Annotated in this window: 24 protein-coding genes and 1 pseudogene; 13 read left to right on the top strand and 12 right to left on the bottom strand. The window is 58.1% G+C overall.

What is annotated here, in order from left to right; all coding sequences use genetic code 11:
- Positions 1 to 55: 55 nt before the first annotated feature.
- The 6 genes from P0M12_RS24290 (at position 56) to P0M12_RS24315 (ending at position 5,751) form a co-directional block, all read left to right on the top strand.
- Positions 56 to 2,395, top strand: coding sequence for a Tex family protein (locus P0M12_RS24290; RefSeq protein WP_007729297.1), 2,340 nt, complete (start codon positions 56 to 58; stop codon positions 2,393 to 2,395).
- A gap of 104 nt (positions 2,396 to 2,499) precedes the next feature.
- Positions 2,500 to 3,387: a hypothetical protein gene (locus P0M12_RS24295; RefSeq protein ID WP_003942742.1), complete on the top strand. Its 888-nt coding sequence runs from the start codon at positions 2,500 to 2,502 to the stop codon at positions 3,385 to 3,387.
- Positions 3,388 to 3,476: 89 nt separating this feature from the next.
- Positions 3,477 to 3,818, top strand: a complete 342-nt coding sequence (gene rplS / locus P0M12_RS24300) for a 50S ribosomal protein L19 (protein WP_003942791.1) — start codon at positions 3,477 to 3,479, stop codon at positions 3,816 to 3,818.
- 55 nt (positions 3,819 to 3,873) lie between these two features.
- The gene (gene lepB, locus P0M12_RS24305; protein ID WP_003942787.1) at positions 3,874 to 4,677 is read left to right on the top strand and encodes a signal peptidase I; all 804 of its coding nucleotides are present in this window, start codon (positions 3,874 to 3,876) and stop codon (positions 4,675 to 4,677) included.
- 50 nt (positions 4,678 to 4,727) lie between these two features.
- The gene (locus P0M12_RS24310; RefSeq protein ID WP_076948478.1) at positions 4,728 to 5,408 is read left to right on the top strand and encodes a ribonuclease HII; all 681 of its coding nucleotides are present in this window, start codon (positions 4,728 to 4,730) and stop codon (positions 5,406 to 5,408) included.
- A gap of 37 nt (positions 5,409 to 5,445) precedes the next feature.
- On the top strand, positions 5,446 to 5,751 hold the full coding sequence (locus P0M12_RS24315) for a DUF2469 domain-containing protein (RefSeq protein WP_003942715.1): 306 nt from the start codon (positions 5,446 to 5,448) through the stop codon (positions 5,749 to 5,751).
- A gap of 84 nt (positions 5,752 to 5,835) precedes the next feature.
- Here P0M12_RS24315 and P0M12_RS24320 read toward each other — a convergent pair whose 3' ends face one another.
- From P0M12_RS24320 to P0M12_RS24330, 3 genes are all read right to left on the bottom strand, one after another.
- Positions 5,836 to 7,017 carry an RtcB family protein gene (locus P0M12_RS24320; RefSeq protein WP_277376949.1) on the bottom strand — a complete coding sequence of 394 codons (1,182 nt, stop codon included), beginning with the start codon at positions 7,015 to 7,017 and terminating at the stop codon, positions 5,836 to 5,838.
- 97 nt (positions 7,018 to 7,114) lie between these two features.
- On the bottom strand, positions 7,115 to 7,333 hold the full coding sequence (locus P0M12_RS24325; RefSeq protein ID WP_003942716.1) for a hypothetical protein: 219 nt from the start codon (positions 7,331 to 7,333) through the stop codon (positions 7,115 to 7,117).
- Between the two features lie 81 nt (positions 7,334 to 7,414).
- Positions 7,415 to 8,422: an iron-siderophore ABC transporter substrate-binding protein gene (locus tag P0M12_RS24330; RefSeq protein WP_277376950.1), complete on the bottom strand. Its 1,008-nt coding sequence runs from the start codon at positions 8,420 to 8,422 to the stop codon at positions 7,415 to 7,417.
- A 144-nt stretch (positions 8,423 to 8,566) separates the two neighbouring features.
- Between P0M12_RS24330 and P0M12_RS24335 the strand changes: the two genes are divergently transcribed.
- Positions 8,567 to 9,373 carry an AraC family transcriptional regulator gene (locus P0M12_RS24335; protein WP_042924425.1) on the top strand — a complete coding sequence of 269 codons (807 nt, stop codon included), beginning with the start codon at positions 8,567 to 8,569 and terminating at the stop codon, positions 9,371 to 9,373.
- A gap of 115 nt (positions 9,374 to 9,488) precedes the next feature.
- Here P0M12_RS24335 and P0M12_RS24340 read toward each other — a convergent pair whose 3' ends face one another.
- On the bottom strand, positions 9,489 to 10,223 hold the full coding sequence (locus P0M12_RS24340; protein WP_003942731.1) for a hypothetical protein: 735 nt from the start codon (positions 10,221 to 10,223) through the stop codon (positions 9,489 to 9,491).
- 266 nt (positions 10,224 to 10,489) lie between these two features.
- Between P0M12_RS24340 and P0M12_RS24345 the strand changes: the two genes are divergently transcribed.
- From P0M12_RS24345 to P0M12_RS24370, 6 genes and pseudogenes are all read left to right on the top strand, one after another.
- Positions 10,490 to 10,846 carry a YraN family protein gene (locus tag P0M12_RS24345; RefSeq protein WP_054825518.1) on the top strand — a complete coding sequence of 119 codons (357 nt, stop codon included), beginning with the start codon at positions 10,490 to 10,492 and terminating at the stop codon, positions 10,844 to 10,846.
- Positions 10,846 to 11,763 (top strand): annotated as a pseudogene (locus P0M12_RS24350) (ATP-binding protein); the annotation flags it as partial. The gene P0M12_RS24345 and the pseudogene P0M12_RS24350, both read left to right, overlap by 1 nt.
- 315 nt (positions 11,764 to 12,078) lie before the next feature.
- Entirely contained in the window at positions 12,079 to 12,846 is a 768-nt protein-coding gene (locus P0M12_RS24355) for a hypothetical protein (protein WP_277376951.1), read from the top strand.
- A gap of 120 nt (positions 12,847 to 12,966) precedes the next feature.
- Positions 12,967 to 13,653, top strand: coding sequence for a hypothetical protein (locus P0M12_RS24360; protein WP_277376952.1), 687 nt, complete (start codon positions 12,967 to 12,969; stop codon positions 13,651 to 13,653).
- Positions 13,654 to 14,046: 393 nt separating this feature from the next.
- Complete coding sequence (locus P0M12_RS24365) at positions 14,047 to 14,295, top strand: hypothetical protein (protein WP_277376953.1); 249 nt, start codon at positions 14,047 to 14,049, stop codon at positions 14,293 to 14,295.
- Positions 14,296 to 14,653: 358 nt separating this feature from the next.
- Complete coding sequence (locus P0M12_RS24370; protein ID WP_218748421.1) at positions 14,654 to 15,502, top strand: deaminase; 849 nt, start codon at positions 14,654 to 14,656, stop codon at positions 15,500 to 15,502.
- A 45-nt stretch (positions 15,503 to 15,547) separates the two neighbouring features.
- Here P0M12_RS24370 and P0M12_RS24375 read toward each other — a convergent pair whose 3' ends face one another.
- The 8 genes from P0M12_RS24375 to P0M12_RS24410 all read right to left on the bottom strand — a co-directional run bounded on the left by P0M12_RS24375 (position 15,548) and on the right by P0M12_RS24410 (position 21,033).
- Positions 15,548 to 16,045 carry a DUF3846 domain-containing protein gene (locus P0M12_RS24375; protein WP_256932005.1) on the bottom strand — a complete coding sequence of 166 codons (498 nt, stop codon included), beginning with the start codon at positions 16,043 to 16,045 and terminating at the stop codon, positions 15,548 to 15,550.
- Positions 16,046 to 16,118: 73 nt separating this feature from the next.
- Positions 16,119 to 16,589: a hypothetical protein gene (locus tag P0M12_RS24380; protein WP_277376954.1), complete on the bottom strand. Its 471-nt coding sequence runs from the start codon at positions 16,587 to 16,589 to the stop codon at positions 16,119 to 16,121.
- Positions 16,590 to 16,705: 116 nt separating this feature from the next.
- Positions 16,706 to 16,978 (bottom strand): hypothetical protein, encoded by a 273-nt coding sequence (locus tag P0M12_RS24385; protein WP_151097877.1) that lies wholly within the window; start codon positions 16,976 to 16,978, stop codon positions 16,706 to 16,708.
- Complete coding sequence (locus tag P0M12_RS24390; protein WP_277376955.1) at positions 16,975 to 17,238, bottom strand: hypothetical protein; 264 nt, start codon at positions 17,236 to 17,238, stop codon at positions 16,975 to 16,977. The genes P0M12_RS24385 and P0M12_RS24390 overlap by 4 nt, the downstream gene beginning before the upstream one ends.
- Positions 17,235 to 17,738 carry a hypothetical protein gene (locus tag P0M12_RS24395; RefSeq protein ID WP_277376956.1) on the bottom strand — a complete coding sequence of 168 codons (504 nt, stop codon included), beginning with the start codon at positions 17,736 to 17,738 and terminating at the stop codon, positions 17,235 to 17,237. The genes P0M12_RS24390 and P0M12_RS24395 overlap by 4 nt, the downstream gene beginning before the upstream one ends.
- Positions 17,735 to 17,962, bottom strand: coding sequence for a hypothetical protein (locus P0M12_RS24400; RefSeq protein WP_277376957.1), 228 nt, complete (start codon positions 17,960 to 17,962; stop codon positions 17,735 to 17,737). The genes P0M12_RS24395 and P0M12_RS24400 overlap by 4 nt, the downstream gene beginning before the upstream one ends.
- Positions 17,963 to 19,323: 1,361 nt before the next feature.
- The gene (locus P0M12_RS24405) at positions 19,324 to 20,100 is read right to left on the bottom strand and encodes an antirestriction protein ArdA (protein WP_277376958.1); all 777 of its coding nucleotides are present in this window, start codon (positions 20,098 to 20,100) and stop codon (positions 19,324 to 19,326) included.
- A gap of 51 nt (positions 20,101 to 20,151) precedes the next feature.
- Positions 20,152 to 21,033, bottom strand: coding sequence for a hypothetical protein (locus P0M12_RS24410; protein ID WP_277376959.1), 882 nt, complete (start codon positions 21,031 to 21,033; stop codon positions 20,152 to 20,154).
- Positions 21,034 to 21,055: the final 22 nt, after the last annotated feature.

Here is a 21,055-nt window from a genome sequence, read left to right on the forward strand (position 1 = left end):
GACACGGCACTGTTGCCGATCTTCTTGTCTCAGGATAGCGGTAGGGTCGGATCTCGTGATTCTCAAGACCGTGAACCAGCGCATTGCCGAGGAACTCGACGTCCGCGAAGGCCAGGTTGCAGCAGCAGTCGACCTTCTCGACGGCGGAGCCACGGTGCCCTTCATCGCCCGGTACCGCAAGGAAGTCACCGGCACGCTCGACGACGCCCAGCTGCGACTCCTGGACGAGCGGCTGCGGTATCTCCGCGAGCTCGACGACCGTCGTGACGCCGTGCTCACGGAGATCGACTCTCAGGGCAAACTCGACGATCAACTGCGCGGTCAGATCATGCTGGCCGAGACGAAAGCGCGGCTGGAGGACATCTACCTCCCCTTCAAGCCGAAGCGGCGCACCAAGGCGCAGATCGCCCGCGAGGCCGGCCACGAGCCCGTCGCCGATGCTCTCATCGGAGATCCCACCACCGATCCCGCGAAGTATTCGGACGAGCAGCTCGACGGTGCCCGGTCGATCCTCGTCGAGCGCTTCGCCGAGGACGCCGATCTGGTCGGTGAATTGCGTGAGCTGATGTGGAATCGCGGCCAGGTCGTCTCCTCGGTCCGCAAGGGCAAGGAAACCGATGGCTCGAAGTTTGCTGACTACTTCGAGTTCTCGGAACCGTTCTCCAAATTGCCCTCGCACCGCATCCTCGCCGTCCTGCGCGGCGAGAAGGAAGAAGTGCTGTCGCTCAACATGGCGGCAGACACCGAAGAACTCGCGCCGGGGGAGCGCACGGTCTACGAAGGCCGCATCGCGTCGCGGTTCGAGATCGCCGACCGTGGTCGGGCCGCCGACGGGTGGCTTCTCGACACCGTCAAGTGGGCGTGGAAGACGAAGTTCGCCGTCACGCTCGGTATCGACACTCGGATGCGTCTGCGGCAGTCGGCCGAAAAGGACGCCGTCGACGTCTTCGCCACCAACCTCAAGGATCTACTCCTCGCAGCTCCCGCCGGCGCCCGACCCACCATGGGTCTCGACCCCGGATTCCGCACCGGAACGAAGGTTGCCGTCGTCGACGGAACCGGCAAAGTTGTTGCCTACGAGACGATTTACCCGCACCAGCCGCAGAACAAGTGGGACGCGGCTCTCGCGACGCTTGCCGGACTGGTCGCCGAACACGGCGTCGAACTGATCGCCATCGGCAACGGCACGGCCTCACGCGAGACCGACACGCTCGCTACCGAACTGATCAAGAAGACCGGCGCGCCCAACCTGACCAAGATCGTCGTCTCCGAGGCAGGCGCATCGGTGTACTCGGCTTCGGCCTACGCGTCGCAGGAACTTCCCGACCTCGACGTCTCGATTCGCGGTGCGGTGTCCATTGCGCGTCGCTTGCAGGATCCGTTGGCGGAGTTGGTCAAGATCGATCCCAAGTCCATCGGCGTCGGTCAGTACCAGCACGACATCACCGAATCGCTGCTCTCGCGTTCCCTCGACGCCGTCGTCGAGGATGCCGTCAACTCGGTCGGCGTCGACGTCAACACCGCGTCCGTGCCGCTGCTTGCTCGGGTGTCCGGAATTGCAGGATCCCTTGCAGAGAGCATCGTCGCGCATCGGGACCAGAACGGTCCGTTCAAATCCCGCAAGGGTCTCAAGGATGTCTCCCGACTGGGACCCAAGGCATTCGAGCAGTGCGCAGGCTTCCTGCGGATCACCGACGGCGACGACCCTCTCGACGCGTCGAGCGTCCACCCGGAGGCATATCCGGTGGTTCGCAAGATCGTCGCGAGTGCAGGCGGGGACGTGCGCACCGTGATCGGAAACTCGCAGGCACTTCGATCGGTCAAGGCGTCCGACTACGTCGACGAGCGATTTGGTCTACCGACCGTCACCGACATCATCTCCGAGTTGGAGAAGCCGGGACGAGATCCACGACCCGAATTCAAGACCGCGACTTTTGCCGCAGGTATCGAGAAGGTCGCGCATCTCAAGCCCGGCATGACCCTCGAAGGCGTGGTCACCAACGTCGCAGCCTTCGGTGCCTTCGTCGACATCGGAGTTCATCAGGACGGTCTGGTTCACGTCTCGGCGATGTCGCACAACTTCGTCAAGGACCCACGCGAGGTCGTCAAGTCAGGTGACGTCGTCAAGGTGAAGGTCCTCGAAGTGGACGAGGCACGCCAACGCATCGGGCTGACGCTTCGTCTCGACGACGAGGTGGGAGCGCCCCGCAAGTCCGAAGGCCAGCGAGGTGGGCAACCTCAGCGGCAGGGCCAGCCGCAGGGCCAGCGTCAGGGGCAGGGTCAGCAACGAGGAAATGGCGGACGCCAGGGCGGACGCGAGCAGCGACCGGACAACCGCGCGCCTGCTGCCGGGTCGATGGCCGACGCTCTGCGCAAGGCGGGCTTCGGCAAGTAAATCCGTCCGCCGGGTTTTCGAAGTCCGTATCGTCACAATCGAGTCGGTTGGCGGTATGAATCCGATCAGGGTCGGATCATGAATTCGGTGAAGGGAGGACAGTGATGCGGGAGTGGCTCGAGCGCGAGATCATCGCCCATGGCCGATTGCCGTTGCTGTTCTTCCTGCTCGGGTTCCTGTCCGCCTTCCTTTTCATCCGCCTCAGCGTCCGGATGATTCGCGCGCAAGTGAAATGGTGGCCGGGCAACATCGCGCCCGGAGGCCAGCATGTGCATCACGTCGTGTTCGGTGTGATCGCCATGATGATCTCCGGTGGTGCGTTGATCGCGGTCTACGTCGATGGTTCGCAGACCACCGGTGCCGTCCTGGCGGCGATCTTCGGTATGGGTGCTGCGTTGGTGCTCGACGAGTTCGCACTGATCTTCTATCTGAAGGATGTGTACTGGTCCGAACAAGGTCGGACCTCGGTGGATGCGGTCTTCGTCGCGATCGCCGTGACCGGCCTGGTGCTGCTGGGTTTCCGCCCGCTCGAACTTCTCGACGTCGCCGGATTCCGTGAAGAACGCGATCCGTGGATCAAGTTGGTCTTCGTTTTCGTCGCGTTGATCAACTTCGCCTTGGCAGCCATCGTGATTCTCAAGGGGAAGATCTGGACGGGGCTCGTCGGTCTGTTCGTTTTCCCGTTGCTGGTAATCGGAGCGGTCCGCCTGAGCCGGCCGGGTGCACCGTGGGCTCGCTGGCGGTACACGCGCAAGCCGAAACGGATGAACCGCGCGCTCGAACGCGAACGGAAATGGCGTCGGCCCGTCATCCGGGCCAAGATCTACGTCCAGGATCTGATAGCCGGATCGCCGAGCGTCGAACATGCGATGACCGCGGCCGAGCAGGAACTGGACCACACCATCCACGCAGCTCCGCCGCCACCGATTTCCCCGCTGGTATCCGCGTCTGGCACAATGGACGGGTTGCCTGGACCAGGCAGCAGCACTTGATCTGGGCACGAACCAGACGAGCGCCGTTTCGGGAGACCGAAACGCGTGCCGCTCGGTTCCTCTGCTCCTGCGAAATACAAGGATGACATATGAACACCCTGGACTTCCTGGACAAAAAGTCGCTCCGCGACGACATCCCCGAGTTCCGTCCCGGCGACACGCTCAACGTGAACGTCAAGGTTATCGAAGGCTCCAAGGAGCGCGTGCAGGTCTTCAAGGGCGTCGTTATTCGTCGCCAGGGCGGCGGCGTTCGCGAGACCTTCACCGTCCGTAAGGTCTCCTTCGGCGTCGGCGTCGAGCGCACCTTCCCGGTTCACAGCCCCACGCTGGCCTCCATCGAGGTTCTGACCCGCGGTGACGTCCGTCGCGCCAAGCTGTACTACCTCCGTGAGCTTCGTGGCAAGAAGGCGAAGATCAAGGAAAAGCGCTGATCTTTCCGATGAGCCCGGCACCGCGTACGCGCGGTGTCGGGCTAATCTGGTTTCTGTGGCAGATTCTTCGAAGGAGCAGGCATTGTCGTCCGGACCCGAGAATCACGAGGGATCAAGCGGTTCCGCGGAACCGACCTCACATCGGCCGCAGAAGAAACAGCGATCGTTTCTGCGAGAACTCCCTGTTCTGATCGGCGTAGCGCTGGTACTCAGCATCGTCCTTCAGGCATTTGTCTTCAGAGTTTTTCTCATCCCATCCGAGTCGATGGAACCGACACTGCACGGCTGTGCGGGATGTACCGGTGACCGCATCGTGGTGGAGAAGATCGGATACCGCTTCGGCGATCCGGAACCCGGCGACGTCGTCGTCTTCAAGGGACCCGATTCGTGGAACACGAAATATGTGTCCAATCGGTCCGACAACGTTGTCGTCCGCGGCATTCAAGAGGTCGGTTCGTGGGTCGGCCTCGTTCCGCCGGACGAGAACGACTTGGTCAAGCGAGTGATCGCTACCGGCGGCCAGACCGTCGAATGCTGTGACGATCAGGGCCGAGTCCTGGTCGACGGCAAGCCGCTCGACGAGCCGTACATCAAGATGGATTTCCCGTTCACCCCGGGAACACAGACGTGTGACACCGAACTGAAGTCGGGCCGCTGCTTCGGGCCGATCACCGTTCCCGAGGGCCACGTGTGGGTCATGGGTGACAACCGCAGCAATTCCGCCGACTCGCGCTACCACGTCGACGACGAGTTCCAGGGAACCGTCCCGATCGACAACATCATCGGTCAAGCGCGATTCATCGTCCTTCCCCCGTCGCGAATGGGCGGCATCGATGCGCCTGATATTCAGGGCAACTGAGTTGTCGGACCGCACACATGGATTCGCGTAGTTCCGAGTAGGCAGAGACAGTGAGTAGTTGGCCCCCTCGCGTTGTCATTCGCAGATCGGCAGGTCTGCGGACGATGGAGTCTGCGTTGGCGCGAACCGGACTCGGTCCGGTCGCCGGCGTCGACGAAGCCGGGCGCGGAGCGTGCGCTGGTCCACTTGTCATTGCAGCGTGTGTCCTGGCGCCGAAACCGCAAGCAGCCCTCGCGCGGCTCGACGATTCGAAGAAGCTGACCGAACGTGCGCGCGAGGAGCTTTTCCCGGCGATCAAGCGCTTGGCGTTGGCGTGGAGTGTCATCTCTGTTCCCGCTGCGGAAGTCGATCAGATCGGCATCCACGTCGCCAACATCGAGGGGATGCGACGAGCAGTTGCGGGCCTCGATCTCGAACCGGGCTACGTTCTCACCGACGGGTTCCGGGTTCCGGGTCTGACGGCTCCGTCGCTACCCGTCATCGGCGGTGACGGCGCCGCTGCATGCATCGCCGCGGCGAGCGTTCTCGCGAAGGTGACCCGAGATCGTGTGATGACCGAGATGGACGACACTCATCCGGGATACGGCTTCGCGATTCACAAGGGATACAGCACGCCACTGCACATGGACGCTCTCGACGCGCTGGGGCCGTGCCCCGAGCACCGCATGACCTATGCCAACGTGGTGGCTGCGGGAGTCCGGTTGGAACAACGCGCGGGCCGTACGGGATGATGGACGTTCAGACGAACTGGGAGGACTGGCTAAACCGATGAGTGCCGAGGATCTCGAGAAGTACGAAACCGAGATGGAGCTGTCGCTCTACCGTGAATACCGGGACATCGTCGGACAGTTCTCCTACGTCGTGGAGACCGAACGACGTTTCTACCTGGCCAACACGGTCGAGTTGCTGCCCCACAATTCAGACGGGGAGATCTACTTCGAGCTGCGGATGTCCGACGCCTGGGTGTGGGACATGTACCGCCCGGCGCGATTCGTGAAATACGTACGCGTCGTGACCTTCAAGGACGTCAACATCGAAGAGCTGGACAAGCCGGATCTGCGCCTTCCTGACTGATCTGCGCTTGCCAAACTGATCTCGACAACGAAGTGCCCCGCCGATATCGGCGGGGCACTTCGTATTTCGCGGAGTTGTGCGGGGTCAGTTGCCCTTGACGTTCACAATCTGACGCAGCGTGTGTCGAATTTCGACCAAGTCCTTCGCGTCGTCCATCACGACGTCGATGTCCTTGTACGCACCCGGGATCTCGTCGAGGAACGTCGAGGAACGCTTGTATTCGATGCCGACCATTGCCTTGTCGAGATCTTCGATGGTGAAGGTCTTACGTGCCTGGTTACGTCCGTACACCCGACCCGCGCCGTGGGGGCTGGACTTGAACGACGGTACGTTTCCCTTCCCGACGACGACGTAACTCGCCGTCCCCATCGAACCGGGGATGAGCCCGGGCGTGCCCTCGTCTGCCTTGATCGCACCCTTACGGCTCAGCCACACACCCCTGCCCATGTGGAACTCCTTCTGGGTGAAGTTGTGGTGGCAGTTGATCCGCTCGACTTCGTCGATGATCGCGGGCTTGCCGTCTCCCATGAAGTGCGCGAAGTCCTTCACGACGCGGTCCATCATCTCTTCGCGGTTGAGCAGAGCGAAGTGCTGAGCCCAGTTGAGATCGGAGATGTACGAGTCGAATTCGGGTGTCTTCTCGACCAGGTAGGCAAGATCCGGATCGGGAAGGTTGATGTACCACCGCTCGCACAAGTCCTTGGCGATCTTGATGTGATGCTGCGCGAGCTTGTTTCCGATACCGCGGCTTCCCGAGTGCAGGAACAGCCAGACGCCGTCGCTTTCATCGAGTGTCACCTCGATGAAGTGGTTACCAGAGCCCAGCGTTCCGAGCTGAAACCTCCAGTTGTTCTTGAACTTGTCGTAGAAGGCCAGGCGATCGCCCGCCATTGCCTCGAGGTCTGCGATGCGGATTTTCGCCGTGTCGCTCAGCGTCTTGTTGTAGACACCTGCCGAGAGCGGAACGGAGCGTTCGATGCTGTGGCGAAGTACGCTCAGGTCGCGGCCTTGAAGGTCGCGTGCGTTGAACTGGGTTTTGACCGCGATCATTCCGCAGCCGATATCGACTCCGACGGCGGCGGGCATGATTGCGCCTTCCGTCGGAATGACCGAACCCACCGTCGCTCCCGCACCGAGGTGCGCATCCGGCATCAATGCCAGATGTGGACGGACAAAAGGCATCTGGGACGTGCGCAGCGCTTGCTCGCGAGTGTTCTCGTCGAGTATCGATGCCCAGTTCCACAACCTCTTGGTGATCTTCTCCATCAGATTTCTCCCACATAGTTCACAGCCGAACCCATCGGTCCGGTGTGTCGTGCAGGAATGACCATGCGCTCGGTCAGTGGTTGTGTGCAACCCCTTTTCAGGTTCGCAGGCCGTCTGCGAGTTCGTAGATTCGTCCGACGTACTTCTCCTGGAAGGCTTTTCGGGCAGCATCTGCTTGTTGCCGTGCGCCCATCTGGGAGTAGAGGTACTCGAGATGAACCAAACTCTCGCCGATGTCGACGCGTCGCTGGTCGAGAACCGTCAGCTCGTCGACCAGTCGAGCCAGATCTAACGCGGTGTCCGGTACCTCGTCCATGGTGATCCTCGATGTCCGTGAGTGCTTCCTGACCCCGAGGCTAACACTATTCGAACATATTTTCGATACCTGCCCTGTTGTTTACTTCGACAACGTGGCTGTCAGTTGGTCGATGGCATACGGAATGCTCAGGACCGTGTTGCCGGACATCGCCGCGCCGACTGGGGGATCTGCGGTGTACCGCACGACTATCGCATTTCCGCTCTTCACGGCGGGTAGTCGCTGGTAGAGCGTGTTGTCGGCGAGGGCTTTCTCTCCCCCCGGATCGGCCATCACGATCAAACGATCAACGGGTTCGAGGATGTCGTATCGCTCGTTCGGCAGCCAGTCGCCGAACTGGTCGCCGACGAATGCGTCGACGGTCGCGGGGAGGGTGAACCCGAGTGACGAGAGGAAAATGCCGCGTGGGTCGTGCGACGAGAACACGTATCCCTCGGGAGTGTCGAGGTTGACGATCGTTGCGGTTTGCCCGGCGAACTCCGGGTGTGCAGCGCGGGCGGCGGCAAACGCGTTTTCGGTATCCGTGATCAGTTGCTGAGCTTGTGGTCCTTTGCCGAGGGCGCGCCCGGCGGTGAGCGTCATGTCGGTCCACGGCGTTGTGTACGCGTCGTAGTCCTTGCTCTGCGCGACAGTCGGCGCAATCGAGGTCAGTTTCTTGTAGGTTTCCGTGTCGATGTCGGCGTACAGCGCGAGGATCAGATCTGGTGCGAGGGAAGCGATTTGCTCGAAGTTGAAGTCTCCGCCGCTGTTGATGTAGGTCGGAGTTTTCCCCTTCCAGTAATTCTTCGTCCACGGCCAGCTTTCATCCATGCCGGACCCCCACCATTCGGCCATGCCTACGGGTTCGACTCCCAAGGCGAGCAGTGGTTCGTGATCGGTGTATCCGAGTGTGACGACGCGTTGCGGTTCGGCATCGATGGTCGTCGAACCCTGTGCGTGCTCGATCGTCACGGGGAATGCGTCGTTGCTCTGGGTCGCTGATGCGGTGTCGACGCCTTGCGAGGTTCCACAGGCGGTCGAGAACCCGATGATCGCGGCCGTCGTGAATAAGGCGGCGAGGATTCGGGTGCTACGTGAGGGCACGTGCATGCTCCTTCGAAGTGGTGGGCGAAGTGATCTGAGTTCCGCGTGAAGTGCTGAACTGGTCGCGTCAGCAATAAAGTGAGGCTAACCTTTGCAGGATCGTCGGTCCATCCTTCAGGATGGACTCGGATACGCCCAGAAAGACGCAAAATGTCCACTATCGAGTACTCGACTCGTCCAAAGTCCTTGCTAGCGCTGCCCGATAGTCGCGGACGGACATTCAAAGATTTTCAGGTCTTCACCAACGTCGTCGACGGAGTGACTGCGTACGGAGCTCATCGTCACCCGGAGCATCAGATCGCCTGGATGAGTGAAGGCACGATGCAGATCGCTGCCGGGGGCAATGTGTGGCACCTGCACAGCGAACACTTGGTCTGGCTGCCGGGCACCGTCCTCCATGACATGACTCTTCTGACGGAGGGATGCATGATCGCGGCCTATGCGCGTCCGGATCTACGCCCTGCCGGGCCGCGGTGGACTCAGCCACGTGTTCTCGAAGTCGATGCTCTGTCCGCTCAATTGCTGCGGCACCTCGCTGACCGGACCATCGACGATGCTCGGCGGTTGATGAGTCAGGAGTTGCTCTACGACATTCTTGCTGCCGCGCCCGAACGGCACGACGTCCTCGCGGTTCCTCGTAATGCTGCGGCGAGTTCGGTTTCTGCACGGATCCTCGCCGATCCGGCAGACTCACGGACGCTGGGGGAGTGGGCGGGCGAACTCGGGGTCAGTTCCAAGACCTTGATGCGTGCCTTTGTCGCCGATACCGGGATTACCTTCGGACAGTGGAGGACTCGCGCCCGAATGTATGCGTCGCTCGAGATGCTCGCGCGGGGTGAGGGTGTCAACGACGTTGCCCCGCAGGTGGGTTACCGAACCAGTAGCGGGTTCATCGCCGCATTTCGGGAAACCTTCGGTACGACGCCGGCCCGGTACGGCGGAAAGCTGACGCGGTGATTTGCTGATGATTTCTTGAACTCGGTTGACGGCAAAGCTTTGTTCGGCAACGTAGAAATGGGCCGAGCTACCAGCATCTGCTGGTAGCTCGGCCGATTTACTAATCTGAACTGAGTCAGCTCATGTTGCCGAGCACATTGCCCAAGACACCGCTGATGACATTGGTCATCGACCCCTGCGGGTCGGTCAGGGAGCCGAATACCTGGCCTGATCCGGAGTTGAGTGAGCCGAAGCCCATGTCCTCGAGGCTTCCGGCGCCCGCCTCGACGGGGTTCGGCTGCCGGATGGTGACGCAGACGCCCATCGGATTGATGTTCCAGTCGCCCGCCGCCAGCACAATGTTGGTGCCGGCGCCGCTGTCGAGCTGCGTGCCTACAACTGCGTTATCGGGAACTTTGTAGGTGGTTTCCAAAGCGATGACGCCGCCGCCCGCAGTGGTCCATCCGCCGCCCTTTGCCACCACGGAGTTGTTGCCGACAACGACGGTCTTGGTGACGTCGTCCCACTTCTGGTCGCCGATAAGCCATTTGACGTTCAGGCGAGCCTTGACCAGCTGGAATCCTGCCGGGTGGAAATCGCGGATCTGATTGACGAGGGCTCCGGAACCGGAAACCTTGGTGATGTAGGTGACCGTCTGACCCGCGGCGACCTTGCCATCGCCGACAACCTCCTTGCTGACGGTGTACGGCGTCCCGAGGGAACCGGCCCAACTGTCGGTGACCGACTGGTTGAGCGCGCATGCCGGTGCTGCTTGCGCCACCGAGGCTCCAAGTCCAACAGTGACGCCGGCGGCGATGAGAACGAGGGATGTAGTGGTTGCTACTGCGTGGCGAAGTGAGCGGCGGGCCATGTAGAACTCCATTCAGCGGGGTGCGTGACGGTTTGAGCAAAACTGTAACTAGTTCTACTGGACTTTCGTCCAAGATGTGGCTGATTTCAGAAAATTGTCAGGTTTCGGGTCGCCGTTGGTGTGTCGCGCTGCCGAATTCCACAGGATCTGGGTTGTGAACAGGTTGGTTTTGGGTGGCTTGGTTTTGTGGTGGTGGGTTGAGGGTGGTGGTTGGGACGCGGTTCGTATGGGGCGGGCGCGCGATCGTGTGAGTGGTGGGGGCTGTGATGGCGAGGAATATGGCGTTGGGGGCTCGGGGCGAGGATGTGGCTGTCGAGTTCCTGATTGATGCGGGTTTGGAGATTGTCGAACGCAATTGGCGTTGTCGGTACGGCGAGTTGGATGTTGTTGCGACTTCCGGTGATCGGATTGTGTTCGTGGAGGTGAAGACTCGGTCGGGTGTCGGGTACGGGAGTCCGGCGGAGTCGGTGACGTTCGCGAAGCAGCGTCGGATTCGGGTGTTGGCGATGCACTGGCTCACTGATTCGGGTCGGTCGTGGTCGAGGGTGCGTTTTGATGTGGTGGCCGTGTTGATCGGCCGCGACGGCGTGCCTTCGGTCGAGCATTTTGTGGATGCGTTCTGATGGCGTTGGGGCGGGCGCATTCTGTTGCGGTCAGTGGCGTGGACGGGCAGATAGTGGAGATCGAGGCGGATATCGGGCGCGGGTTGCCTGCGGTGCATTTGGTAGGGCTGCCTGATACTGCGTTGCACGAGTCGCGTGATCGGATTCGAGCGGCGGTGACCAATTCTGGTGAGGAGTGGCCGGACAGCAAGGTGATTTTGGCGTTGTCGCCGGCGACGTTGCCGAAGGTGGGCAGTGTTTACGATTTGGCTTTGTCGTTGTCGGTTCTCGATGCGGCGAAGAAGTTGCCGCGGAAGTTGTTGCGGGAGACTGTGTTTTTGGGGGAGTTGGCACTCGACGGGCGTTTGCGGACGGTGCGTGGTGTGTTGCCTGCGGTGCTTGCGGCGAAGCGGGCGGGATGGGGGACTGTGGTGGTTCCTGCTCGGGCGTTGGCTGAGGCGGGCTTGGTGAAGGGGATCGAAGTGCTGGGTGCTGACGATCTGTCCGCGGTGATCGGGTGGTTGCGTGGTGAGTTGGCGCTGGCCGTTCCTGATGTCTTCGAGCGCGCTGATGTGGTGACGGCGCGGGATCTGAGTGAGGTTGTCGGGCAGACGGATGCTCGGTGGGCGATCGAGGTTGCTGCGGCGGGTGCGCATCATTTGATGTTGACGGGTCCGCCGGGGATCGGGAAAACGATGTTGGCGCAGAGGCTTCCGGGGATTCTTCCACCGTTGACGGAGGGGGAGTCGTTGGAGGTGACGGCGATTCATTCGGTGGCGGGGGTGTTGCCGGAGGATCGGCCGTTGATCGATATGCCGCCTTTCATTGCGCCGCATCACAGTTCGTCGGTCAGCTCACTGGTGGGCGGTGGTAGTGGGATGGCTCGTCCTGGCGCGGTCAGCCGCGCCCATCGCGGCGTGCTGTTTCTCGACGAGTGTTGTATAGCTAAGCGCCCCAAAGCATTACGTGATTCTACTCTACGAACTAATTCCGTGGTTCAGCCTCAGGCGGGTACTCGATCTTGAGTAGACGACTTAGTTGGGCGATCGTGAGACGGTTTTCAACATTGTATGGAACGCCCGCCGCTTCCGTTGATCGTTGCAGATAATCTTCGAGTTCAAAGTCGGGGCGAGGCTCGGGCTTAATCATGCGCTTTGCGTTGGTAGGCACAAGGCGCAAACGTACGGGTGTCTAGTGTGCCCGGTGCAAGATTTAACCACTTCTGATATATCCGGCATGTAGAGTCACCTGCTGTGGAGCCAACGGAAGCAATCAACCTAGTTGAGGTTGTCCTGCGCGACTTGGTGCGCGAGGTGATCGGGGATGCCTGGCAGAGCGAATCGTACATTGACATTGCCAAGCTTGAGTCGAAGCGAGACGAGGAACGGGCAAAGAGGCGCGGTGTGGCCGTATCCGACGACTTACTGGCCTTTACTGAGTTCCTTCAGCTTCAGAAGATCATCGAAAGGAACTGGACCAAGTTCGAACCCGCGCTCAAAAAGAAGAAATACTTCGACGTCTACATGGACAGGCTGGCCGGCTTCCGGAACCCCGCCATGCACAGTCGGACGCTTCTTCCCTTCGAGGCAGCCCTCGTTGAAGGTATCGTTGGAGAGTTTCGCAACCTCGTGGCCATCTACCGAAGCACCCAAGGACCGGATATGAAGTACTACCCGGAGATCGAATCAATCGTCGACTCTTTCGGAACCCGGATCACGACCAACATAAAGCCTGATGTGATCCTTCGTCCCGGCGATGAGGTCTCATTCAAGTGTGCCGCTACCGATCCACACGGACGTGAACTCACATGGGAAATGTGGACACTCACCAACCAACACCAGCGACAAGAGACGCACCATGCGAATGGGGACGTGGTCTCCTTTAGATGGATCGTGACGGATGAGAATGTGCAAGAATCAAGCACTGTCACAATACAATTGACGAGCAGCGGTCCGTACCACCGGCACGGCACCATTGATGATGCGATGCTCTTCTGGTACCGGGTCGATCCTCCGTTGTAGAAGGCTGCGATCCAACCTGCGGTTGCCCAGTTTTGCCTAGGAACTCTTTCGTCATGCTGAAGTCGGCACGCTGAGGCGCGCCTACCCCAACGGGCATCGATTCCAAGACACAATAGTTCAGTGAATTGGTTGGGTGATCTATGGCAGTACCCGTTCCATGCGTCAGTATGGGGGACAGCTGGGCAGTGGTTCGGGTCCATCCTGACTGGCGGTTCGCTGTTTCTTGGGTTCAAGATCATGCGAACCAACCAAAAGGACAAACGCCGCGAGCAAGCGTCTTTAGTCGTCGTCACTAACTACTACACGAGTTCTCTCGGTGAAGATGGCGACATCATGCCACTCGTGACGATTCGCGGGAGTGTTCACAACTACTCGTCGGCTCTTGTAACGGGCGCTCAGATCTCGATTGAGATGAAGAGAGGTACCGCACGGCGGCGACTGTCGTTGTTCGATCGCTGGTTTAGGCCGCAGAAGAAAGTGATTGCGTCCAAGAGGCTTCAGGTCGAGGACGACATCACATGTACGATCCTTCCCGACACGGACATCCGCTACGTACTGCACCTTCCTGATGAATCTCATATCGCCGCAGAAGAAGTCGACATCAAACTGGCCTTCATGGATGCGAACAGCGTGGCGTGGGAACGACCCTTCATGGGCGTACCTGTGGAGTCGAAACGACCAGGGAGGATCAGAGGGGCGTTGATTACGCGTCTCGAATGGAAGGACTGGGATAAAGAGCACCCGGATGATGGGACGCCGTCTGATGAACTAAGTGGCGAGGAAGGCCCTAAAGTGCTCACAGAGTAGGAGTCTCGGATCTGCCAGCGCGTGGACGCGTCGCTGATTCGGACAATTCAACTCGATCACGGCTGGTTGGATATGACTGAGCGACACGAAATCGCTACTGAGATTTGAGAAGTCGGGCAATCGCTTTGACTGCCGTGGCGTGACGGACGGTTAATGGAACCCCACTAGCCTGTGTGGATTTCGCGAGGTAGGTAGCGAGATCAAATCCGTTTGTCATGTACCTCTATTGTCTCACATTTCCCTATTTACTTAAAGGTTCAACTATGTCTAACTAGAAGTATCGCAATGGCAAAAGTCGTTGTGTCGCATCTCGTTTGAAAGTTGGTGAGAGAAATGGGTTTCAGAAGCGTTCGCGTATCTGACCTTACGGGTATTGAGCTCGATGATGACCAGGTGGTCAACGTCGTCGTTCGACATCCCGAGCACGAAGAGGCTCGTCAATTCGACGCCTCGCAGGAAGAGCTGAAGGCGCTCAAGACAGTGGGAAACCTCGTGAGTCTCGAACTTCGGTTTGCAAATAGAACTTCGCAGGACGTGTTCGCCACTGCTGTCGAGTTCGCGAAGTTGGTTCCTGCGGAGAAGTTGACGACATTCAATCAGCTTCGTGGTCGTCGCAAGGGTTATCGTCCGAATGCTGACTGACCCGCTCGCCGGAAACGGCTGACTCACTGTCCCGGCTACAGAACTAAATCATCCCCCACGTCAGCTGCAGAACATGCGCTGAGGTGGGGGATTTTCCACAGTATCGATCCCGACCAAGGAGTGCTTTGACAAATGACGAGATCCCGCCGATCGAGTATGAACCGTCGTACTCGGAAGATTTCATAGCCTACCTGCACGCTGGATGCTACGACGATGAACCTGACTTCACGAAAATCTTGCTGGCTGCACTAAAAGACGAGGGTGCTACTGAGCTGATCTTTCGCCTAGACGAAGTGCGAAGGATTCTTCGTCGCTAGGTCTGCATAGACTGACCGACAGCGAATTGGAAGGACTACGGGTGAACGAGTACACACAGAGGCGCGCCTTCATGCGTCGTGCAGTTGAGTTGGGTAAGAAGAGCATTTCGGAGGACGTCAAGAAGCCGGTAGTTGGTGTCGTGATTGTCCGCGACGGTGAAGTGCTTGGCGAATCGTTCCGAGGTGAAACAGGCGAGGGCCGTCACGCCGAGTTCGGACTGCTTGATCGACTCAAGTCAGAGGGCATCGACGTTGTTGGTGCCACTGTTTACTCGACACTGGAGCCGTGTTCGCGCCGCAACGAGCCGAAACGCCCTTGTGCTTCGCATCTGATGGAGGCCGGGGTGTCCGAGGTATGCGTCGGAATCTATGATCCCAATCCTGAGATCTACAGAGAAGGCTGGAAGCTGCTGAATGAAGCCGGGATCAAGCTGACAGACTTTGACGAGGACTTCCGTGACGCGATCAGCACTGACAATGCGGAGTTCATTGACCAGTACCGCGTGGCGATCGGAGAGCGTGGAAGTGCTCACTATGACTTCACGCAGAATGGCGGACGTTTTCGAATTCAGCATGAAGATTTGAAGTTCTCACTGCGAACCAGCGAGTGCGGCGATGACTCGGTTTACATCATCGATCACGCCGGGAACGTCGCGGCGCTGAAGCATGCGAGGGAGTTTGCCGAGGTTGATGACCCCGGAGCCTATGACTGGAGTAATTACACTCGAGACATCTCGGTCGGGGCGATTGGCGCGATACGTGTCGATGGCGGGTATTTGATGGTCAAGATCGTTGACGTCAAGTGTCAAAATCGGGGGGCGACCCACACAGAGGTGAGATTTGACTACGAGATCCGACGTAAGCGAGCGCTTCCAGCACCTGGCGAGTGATGAAATGCCCCGGCTCGCAATGAGCCGGGGTCTTACTCCCACGATCTAAGCTGCAACGACACGAGCTTCCTTGACGAGCTGCCACCGTGAAGCCAGTTCCAGCACGCTATGTGCGGCTTCCCAGTAGTCAGGGAACTCCAGGTTGTTGCTGCTCCAGGAGTCCTCGTCGTTGAGGGTGGTGACCTCGCCCTTGTACTTCTCAGTACTGAACAGCAGATCCACCAACTCTTGCGGAACGGATGTGGAGTCGCCTTCATCGTCAGGTGGTCCGATGATGAACACGTTGCCTGCCACGACATCTTGGAATCGCCAGACACTATCCGACAGCCAGAGCAGCATCGTCGCTCTCTGGTTCATTTTGAGGCCGATGTTCTTCCCCTCCTCGTTCACGAACATCGATGCCTTCTGAGCTTCGAGTTCGAGTACTTGGAACCGTCCATCAACGATGCCTTGCATAGTCTTGATGTCGCCTTGTTCAAGTTCCATCGTCTGTACCAGTACATCGAGGTCTGCAGGAATGATGAGGCATTGGATTGAACCCATCGTGCTCACGTCCTTCTTGATCGTGGGGCCTACCTGATCTCGGCTGAGATCAGGACAAGCACCGCGAGCGGCGCTACTGCTTGACCTTGGGCTTCTTGTAGGTCGAACTGAATGCGCAGTGCTTGTCGAGACAACGGTTAGAGCCAGGCGAGACGATGTGACCGTTACGGCAAGTGGCTACACCGGATATAGCGATGCGCTTTGTCAGTTCGGACAATGCGTTTGACGGGTTCGGCTCCACCACGAGTTCTTTATTACCGTTGTCGTTCTGGTCGCCAAGGTAGGTGAGTCGACTTGCGGGGATCGGAGATCTCAGATCATCGATCTCAGCAGTGAGGTCTCGGATCTGAACTGCGAGGTTAACCAGGTCATCGAACGGGATGCAGGCGAGTACGTCATCGTCTGCGTTGAACACCACGGTAGGGATGCGGTTCAAGCTTGCGCCGGCCTTCGCCTGGCGCATCCGGTCTTTGATCGCGATGGTCTTATGATTTTTCGCCTCTATGTCGAATGGAATGTCTCCGTAGAAGTTGTTCAGGTCCATCTTCTGATGCGAACCTGCACCACTTCGCTTGTCCCGCTAGACTCTTGCGCCTAGCTTCTTACGGAGGGTCTTGGCGATGTGTTCTTCGAGGGACTTGCCCTTTTCACTTGAGACGCTCATGGCTTCCCGCCATACTTCTCAACCAGATCAATCTTGCGGATGCGACTCTTTGGCTCGTGGCCGTACTCTTCCAAGTTGTCGCGACAGTGAAAGTACACGCCTAGCTGCTCCTGAGCACGTCTAAGGGCTGCTGCTCCGATCGAACGTACTAGTTCAGGTTCCTGCAGATCAATGAAGTCTCGCTCGCTCCCGATCACCAGCTGTTCTTCGCTGTCTTCGTGGTGGGAGAGTGGTACTCCTTCAGGGTTGTAGTTGTAATGGGTTGTCATATCACCTCCTCTGGTGTGTCTGGTTGCTGTTCAACATCTTCCGGCTTGTACACCTCAACCGTTGGCCGGTAGAAGTCCCCGCTCCATCGCCAGGCGAGGCCACCGAGCTTGAGCCGTCGGTTGAGTTCAAACTCTTCGTCGTCGTAACCGAAGTCTTGGGCGTGCTCCATCTCGCGGATGAGTTGAGCGTTCGGGATACCTACGAACTTGGCAGCGATCTCGGTTTCTATGCGGGATGGTTTTGGCGGTTGTTCGTTCATAGCTGGCTTCCAATCTCTTGCAACGCTGCAATGATCGGTTTCAACTCGTGATCCCTGAACGCACTCTCCGCGTACACAACCCCTTTGGTGAAGTGGTAGCTGTTGGATTCAAGGTATTCTTGTGCGGCCTTTTCGGTAAGGAAAGCTACGCCGTCATACCCACCAACCGCCGGTAGTAGTTCGATGTCGTAGGTCCAATGCGCATCAGCAAGACCGTCGCAGTAGCAATCGTCTTCGCCAAGTGCTGGCAACTTGTCATCGTCACAATCAAACTCTTCCCAGATCCGCTTGCACGGTTCACACCAGTGTTCATGTGCGCCTTCATAATCAAGTCGTTCAGTATGGTCGCCGCATCCGTCGCGACGCTCGACCTTCTGCTCTTCGTAGATGCGGAAGATTGGAGTATCGGTATGACGGTTGTTCTGTGTGCTCAGTTCATGGGCGATGCTCTTGATGAACAGGGCTGTTTCTTCGTTGATGTCCACAGTCAGTTTGCTCATGCAGCACCTCCCCGGTAAGCACCATGCAAGATGTGCGGAGCCAATGCCTCCATGCGTACAAGAGCTTCTTCTCGTGTAATCAGGCGCTCGTCTACCTCGCTGAAGGTGTCCTCGAACGCGAGTATCAGTGCGAGCTTGGCGATGTCTGCCCGTAGATCCACCGTGCCGGCTAGATGGTCGATGCACGGTTGGTTCGGCAGTGATTCAGGTCCGTTGTGTGCCATGGATGATTCCTTGTTCAGTTGTTATTTAGTTGTGTGACAGTCGATCTGGTTGCGCCATCGAGTAATCAAGTGTCCTGTTGAGGGTGGGCTTCAACAGAACCTCGATGGAGCAACTAGATACCCGTCATGAGTCCACGTACTAGCCGTCATGCAAGCGGATTACGTTCCACGGGCAGGAAACTTCAGAGAAACTGGAGGGCAAACTTTGAAGCCAAATGAATTGTGGGAACTCGTGACAGGTACGAAGTGCTGATCCAGGTGCAGAGATCAGCGACTTGGGGTCAGGGGGTGAGCTGGGCCTCGCGGAAGGAGGTCTCACGACGTGGACTCACTTGCGCCTTATTAATCGGCGCGACCCTCTCACCTAAACCCTGACCAGTAGAGCGCACGAGCTGTGGAGGTTCATGCGCCCACTTCCCAGCACACGATGAATATGCCGGGAAGTGGAAGTGGTTCATGCAGTTAAATGGCTGCTAGTAGTAGTGGCCCTAGTCCAGATCAGCTCGAAAGCCTCACTCCGCCGCAGATCACTCTTTTGGCTGCCCTACTACTAGAAGGTGGTCTATGTAAGGCGTATGGCGCTAATAGCAAGCGTCAGTGTTGAAACTTCCGGGCGATCATCTCCCAGAGCTCAATTCATACAATACTTACTGTCAGCGCTACTACGTCTTACATAGTCCATGTTGTGCATACAAGGCAGGTACCGTTCTAGACGGATTACTGATTTGCCCCTACTGGGATTTCGAGTCCCAGAGGGTGAAGTCACCTTGCATGAGTCAACGCCGTAAGTCTGCGGTTTACGCTTCTCTCCCCATAAGCTTACGGGCCTTGGATATGCGTCTACCTATTCCGCCACTTGTATGCACACTAGAACGCACCAGGTAGTTGTAAAAAATCGCAATCTAATGCTCTAATTATTTTCTGATGCGCCCATTTAACTGCATGAACTGTTCTGTAAAGGTGCATCTCGGCCGCCCTCGCTGTGCGGCTAAGTGTGGTGCTTGGTTGCCGTCCTGATCAGACACGGCCTTACCGTTCGAGACGGAGTTTTGCGGGCAACCTTGCTACCTTCTGGGTCTCACTATTGCAGTGAACGCTTTCGTGAGATGAAAGACTGTGAACGCGATAATATCGTCTCCTTGTCTTTGCGAGCCTCACGTGCTCGGCGCTTCGTCTTGTACTGACCGATCAACCGTAGAAACGGTGTGTCATCGGCGTGCTCGAACTCGAGATTGATGTTCACGATTTCGCGTTCTGTATTCATTGCTTTGGTGTTCCCCTCTGCGAATAACTATGAGCCAAACCGTCTTCTTTTGCAATAGCGAAATGTCACGAAATGCGCTGTGGTTGTGGATAACTCGCTACTTGGTGAACAGGTACAGATGGCCGTCATCGTCTTCAACAGAGTGGATGGTGTTCAGGGCGAAGTCGTGCGCGATACCTGCCTCATCCCACTTGACGTGCTGTCTCATGTCTTCGGGTAGGTACTGCCTCAACTGATCCAACTGAGCTTCGAGTCCGCTCTCGATCAAGTAGTCGGCCGCGTACGCCTCGATGCTCTCGAAGTGACCCAGATAGTGGTCCTCGAACATGTCGATCGCCGCTTCCAGCTCTTCGCCGTTCCTGAAGCCGACGTACTCAAGCCAGTGGGCGACTGCGATTCCCTTAGCTGTGACAGCCTGCTCGACCTGTTCAAGTAGCTCGGGATCTTCTTCGCCGAGTGGGCAACCCACGGAGTGAGGGGCGGACATGTGAGCGCGACAGGCGGGGCAGAAGTCGTCTTGTTCAGTTGATTCATCTGGGGAAGTGAGCCACTGCTTCGACCATCCTTCGACGGGATCATGTGACTCACGGGCCATAACGTACGCACCAAGGGCTTCGAGGTGTTCGCGGTTGTAGTCGGTGTCGGCGTTGGCCCAAGACTCGTTGATCTCAGCGACGACTTGGGGTAGATCGATCGCTCCAGTACTGGTGAGGCTGTAGAGGGCGCTCGCCTGACCGCCATGCCATTGCGAGGCGATCACGCGTGCGCCAGCGTCTCCAATTGAGCGTTCTTCTGATGTGGCGCTTGCTAGTTCGTGGTCGATGAGCCGTTCATCTGACCAGTGTTCGGGGTTGTTGTTGGGTTGTTTTTCCATATGAAGTTGTTCTCATCTTATTTATTGATCTCCGTGATATTGATCGTATTGTTATCCACGCTTAGTTCGTGGCGGCCTGTTGGTATTGCCCTGATATTCGCAAATCAGCGTAATATTGGCAAGTGCTTCCACTTCCGCCCGTAAATTCTTGATTACCTGTGCAGGTGTGTCGTCAGCGACGATTAACTTGACGATTGGACGCCCGTTAATTCGCGTATCAATCTTCATGTCGATGACATCGATATCTACGGTAACTAAGTACTCGGTTAGCCATGCTCGGGCATCGTCGGCGGAAAGCGCAGGTCCGTCCGAAATCAGCATTCCTCCTGGCAGAAACCTCGTGGTGCCTTGCAAATCGTGTTGCATTGAGCGCGTTATAGTCAGGAGCTCCTCAAGCATGCTTTGGTTTGTTCTTGGCTCTGGATTTGTTGGGTCAACACTCTCGACAATCTTGTCATTGAACCGCGTCTGGTATTCGGGCCACATGCGAGTGAAGGCCTTTTCCTTCGTCGGCCAATCGGCGTCCACCACGCCTGCAACAGCTTTGAGGACGCGCGCAACGCCATCCTCATTCAGCAGTGTGGCTTGAAACTGCTTCAGCGGACTTGTGATCTGTGTCGGACTGGAGAAGTTGACCAGGCTTGGTACAACCCGCGTGGACGCCTCTGACAGAGACCTCGATAGAGCGCCTGCTTCGAAATTTAGCCACGGCGCATCCTGGTTCTCCGGCGTCACTACGACGATTCCAAAGAGGGTTCCGTCAAGCTCACGCTTGATCTCATCGAGACCACGGGCACCTGCCTCGATGTCAATGTCTGAGACCCATGGTGTGACCCGGTCAAACATCTCGCGTAGTAGGTCATGCCATACATGTGCCACACCTTTGGCGAGATCGCCGGACCAGCTGATGAAGATCTTCAAGTCGTCTGCCATGCGCGAACAGTACCAATCCGAC

This window comes from Rhodococcus sp. RCBS9 (assembly GCF_029457415.1).
Classification (GTDB): Bacteria; Actinomycetota; Actinomycetes; order Mycobacteriales; family Mycobacteriaceae; genus Rhodococcus_F; species Rhodococcus_F qingshengii.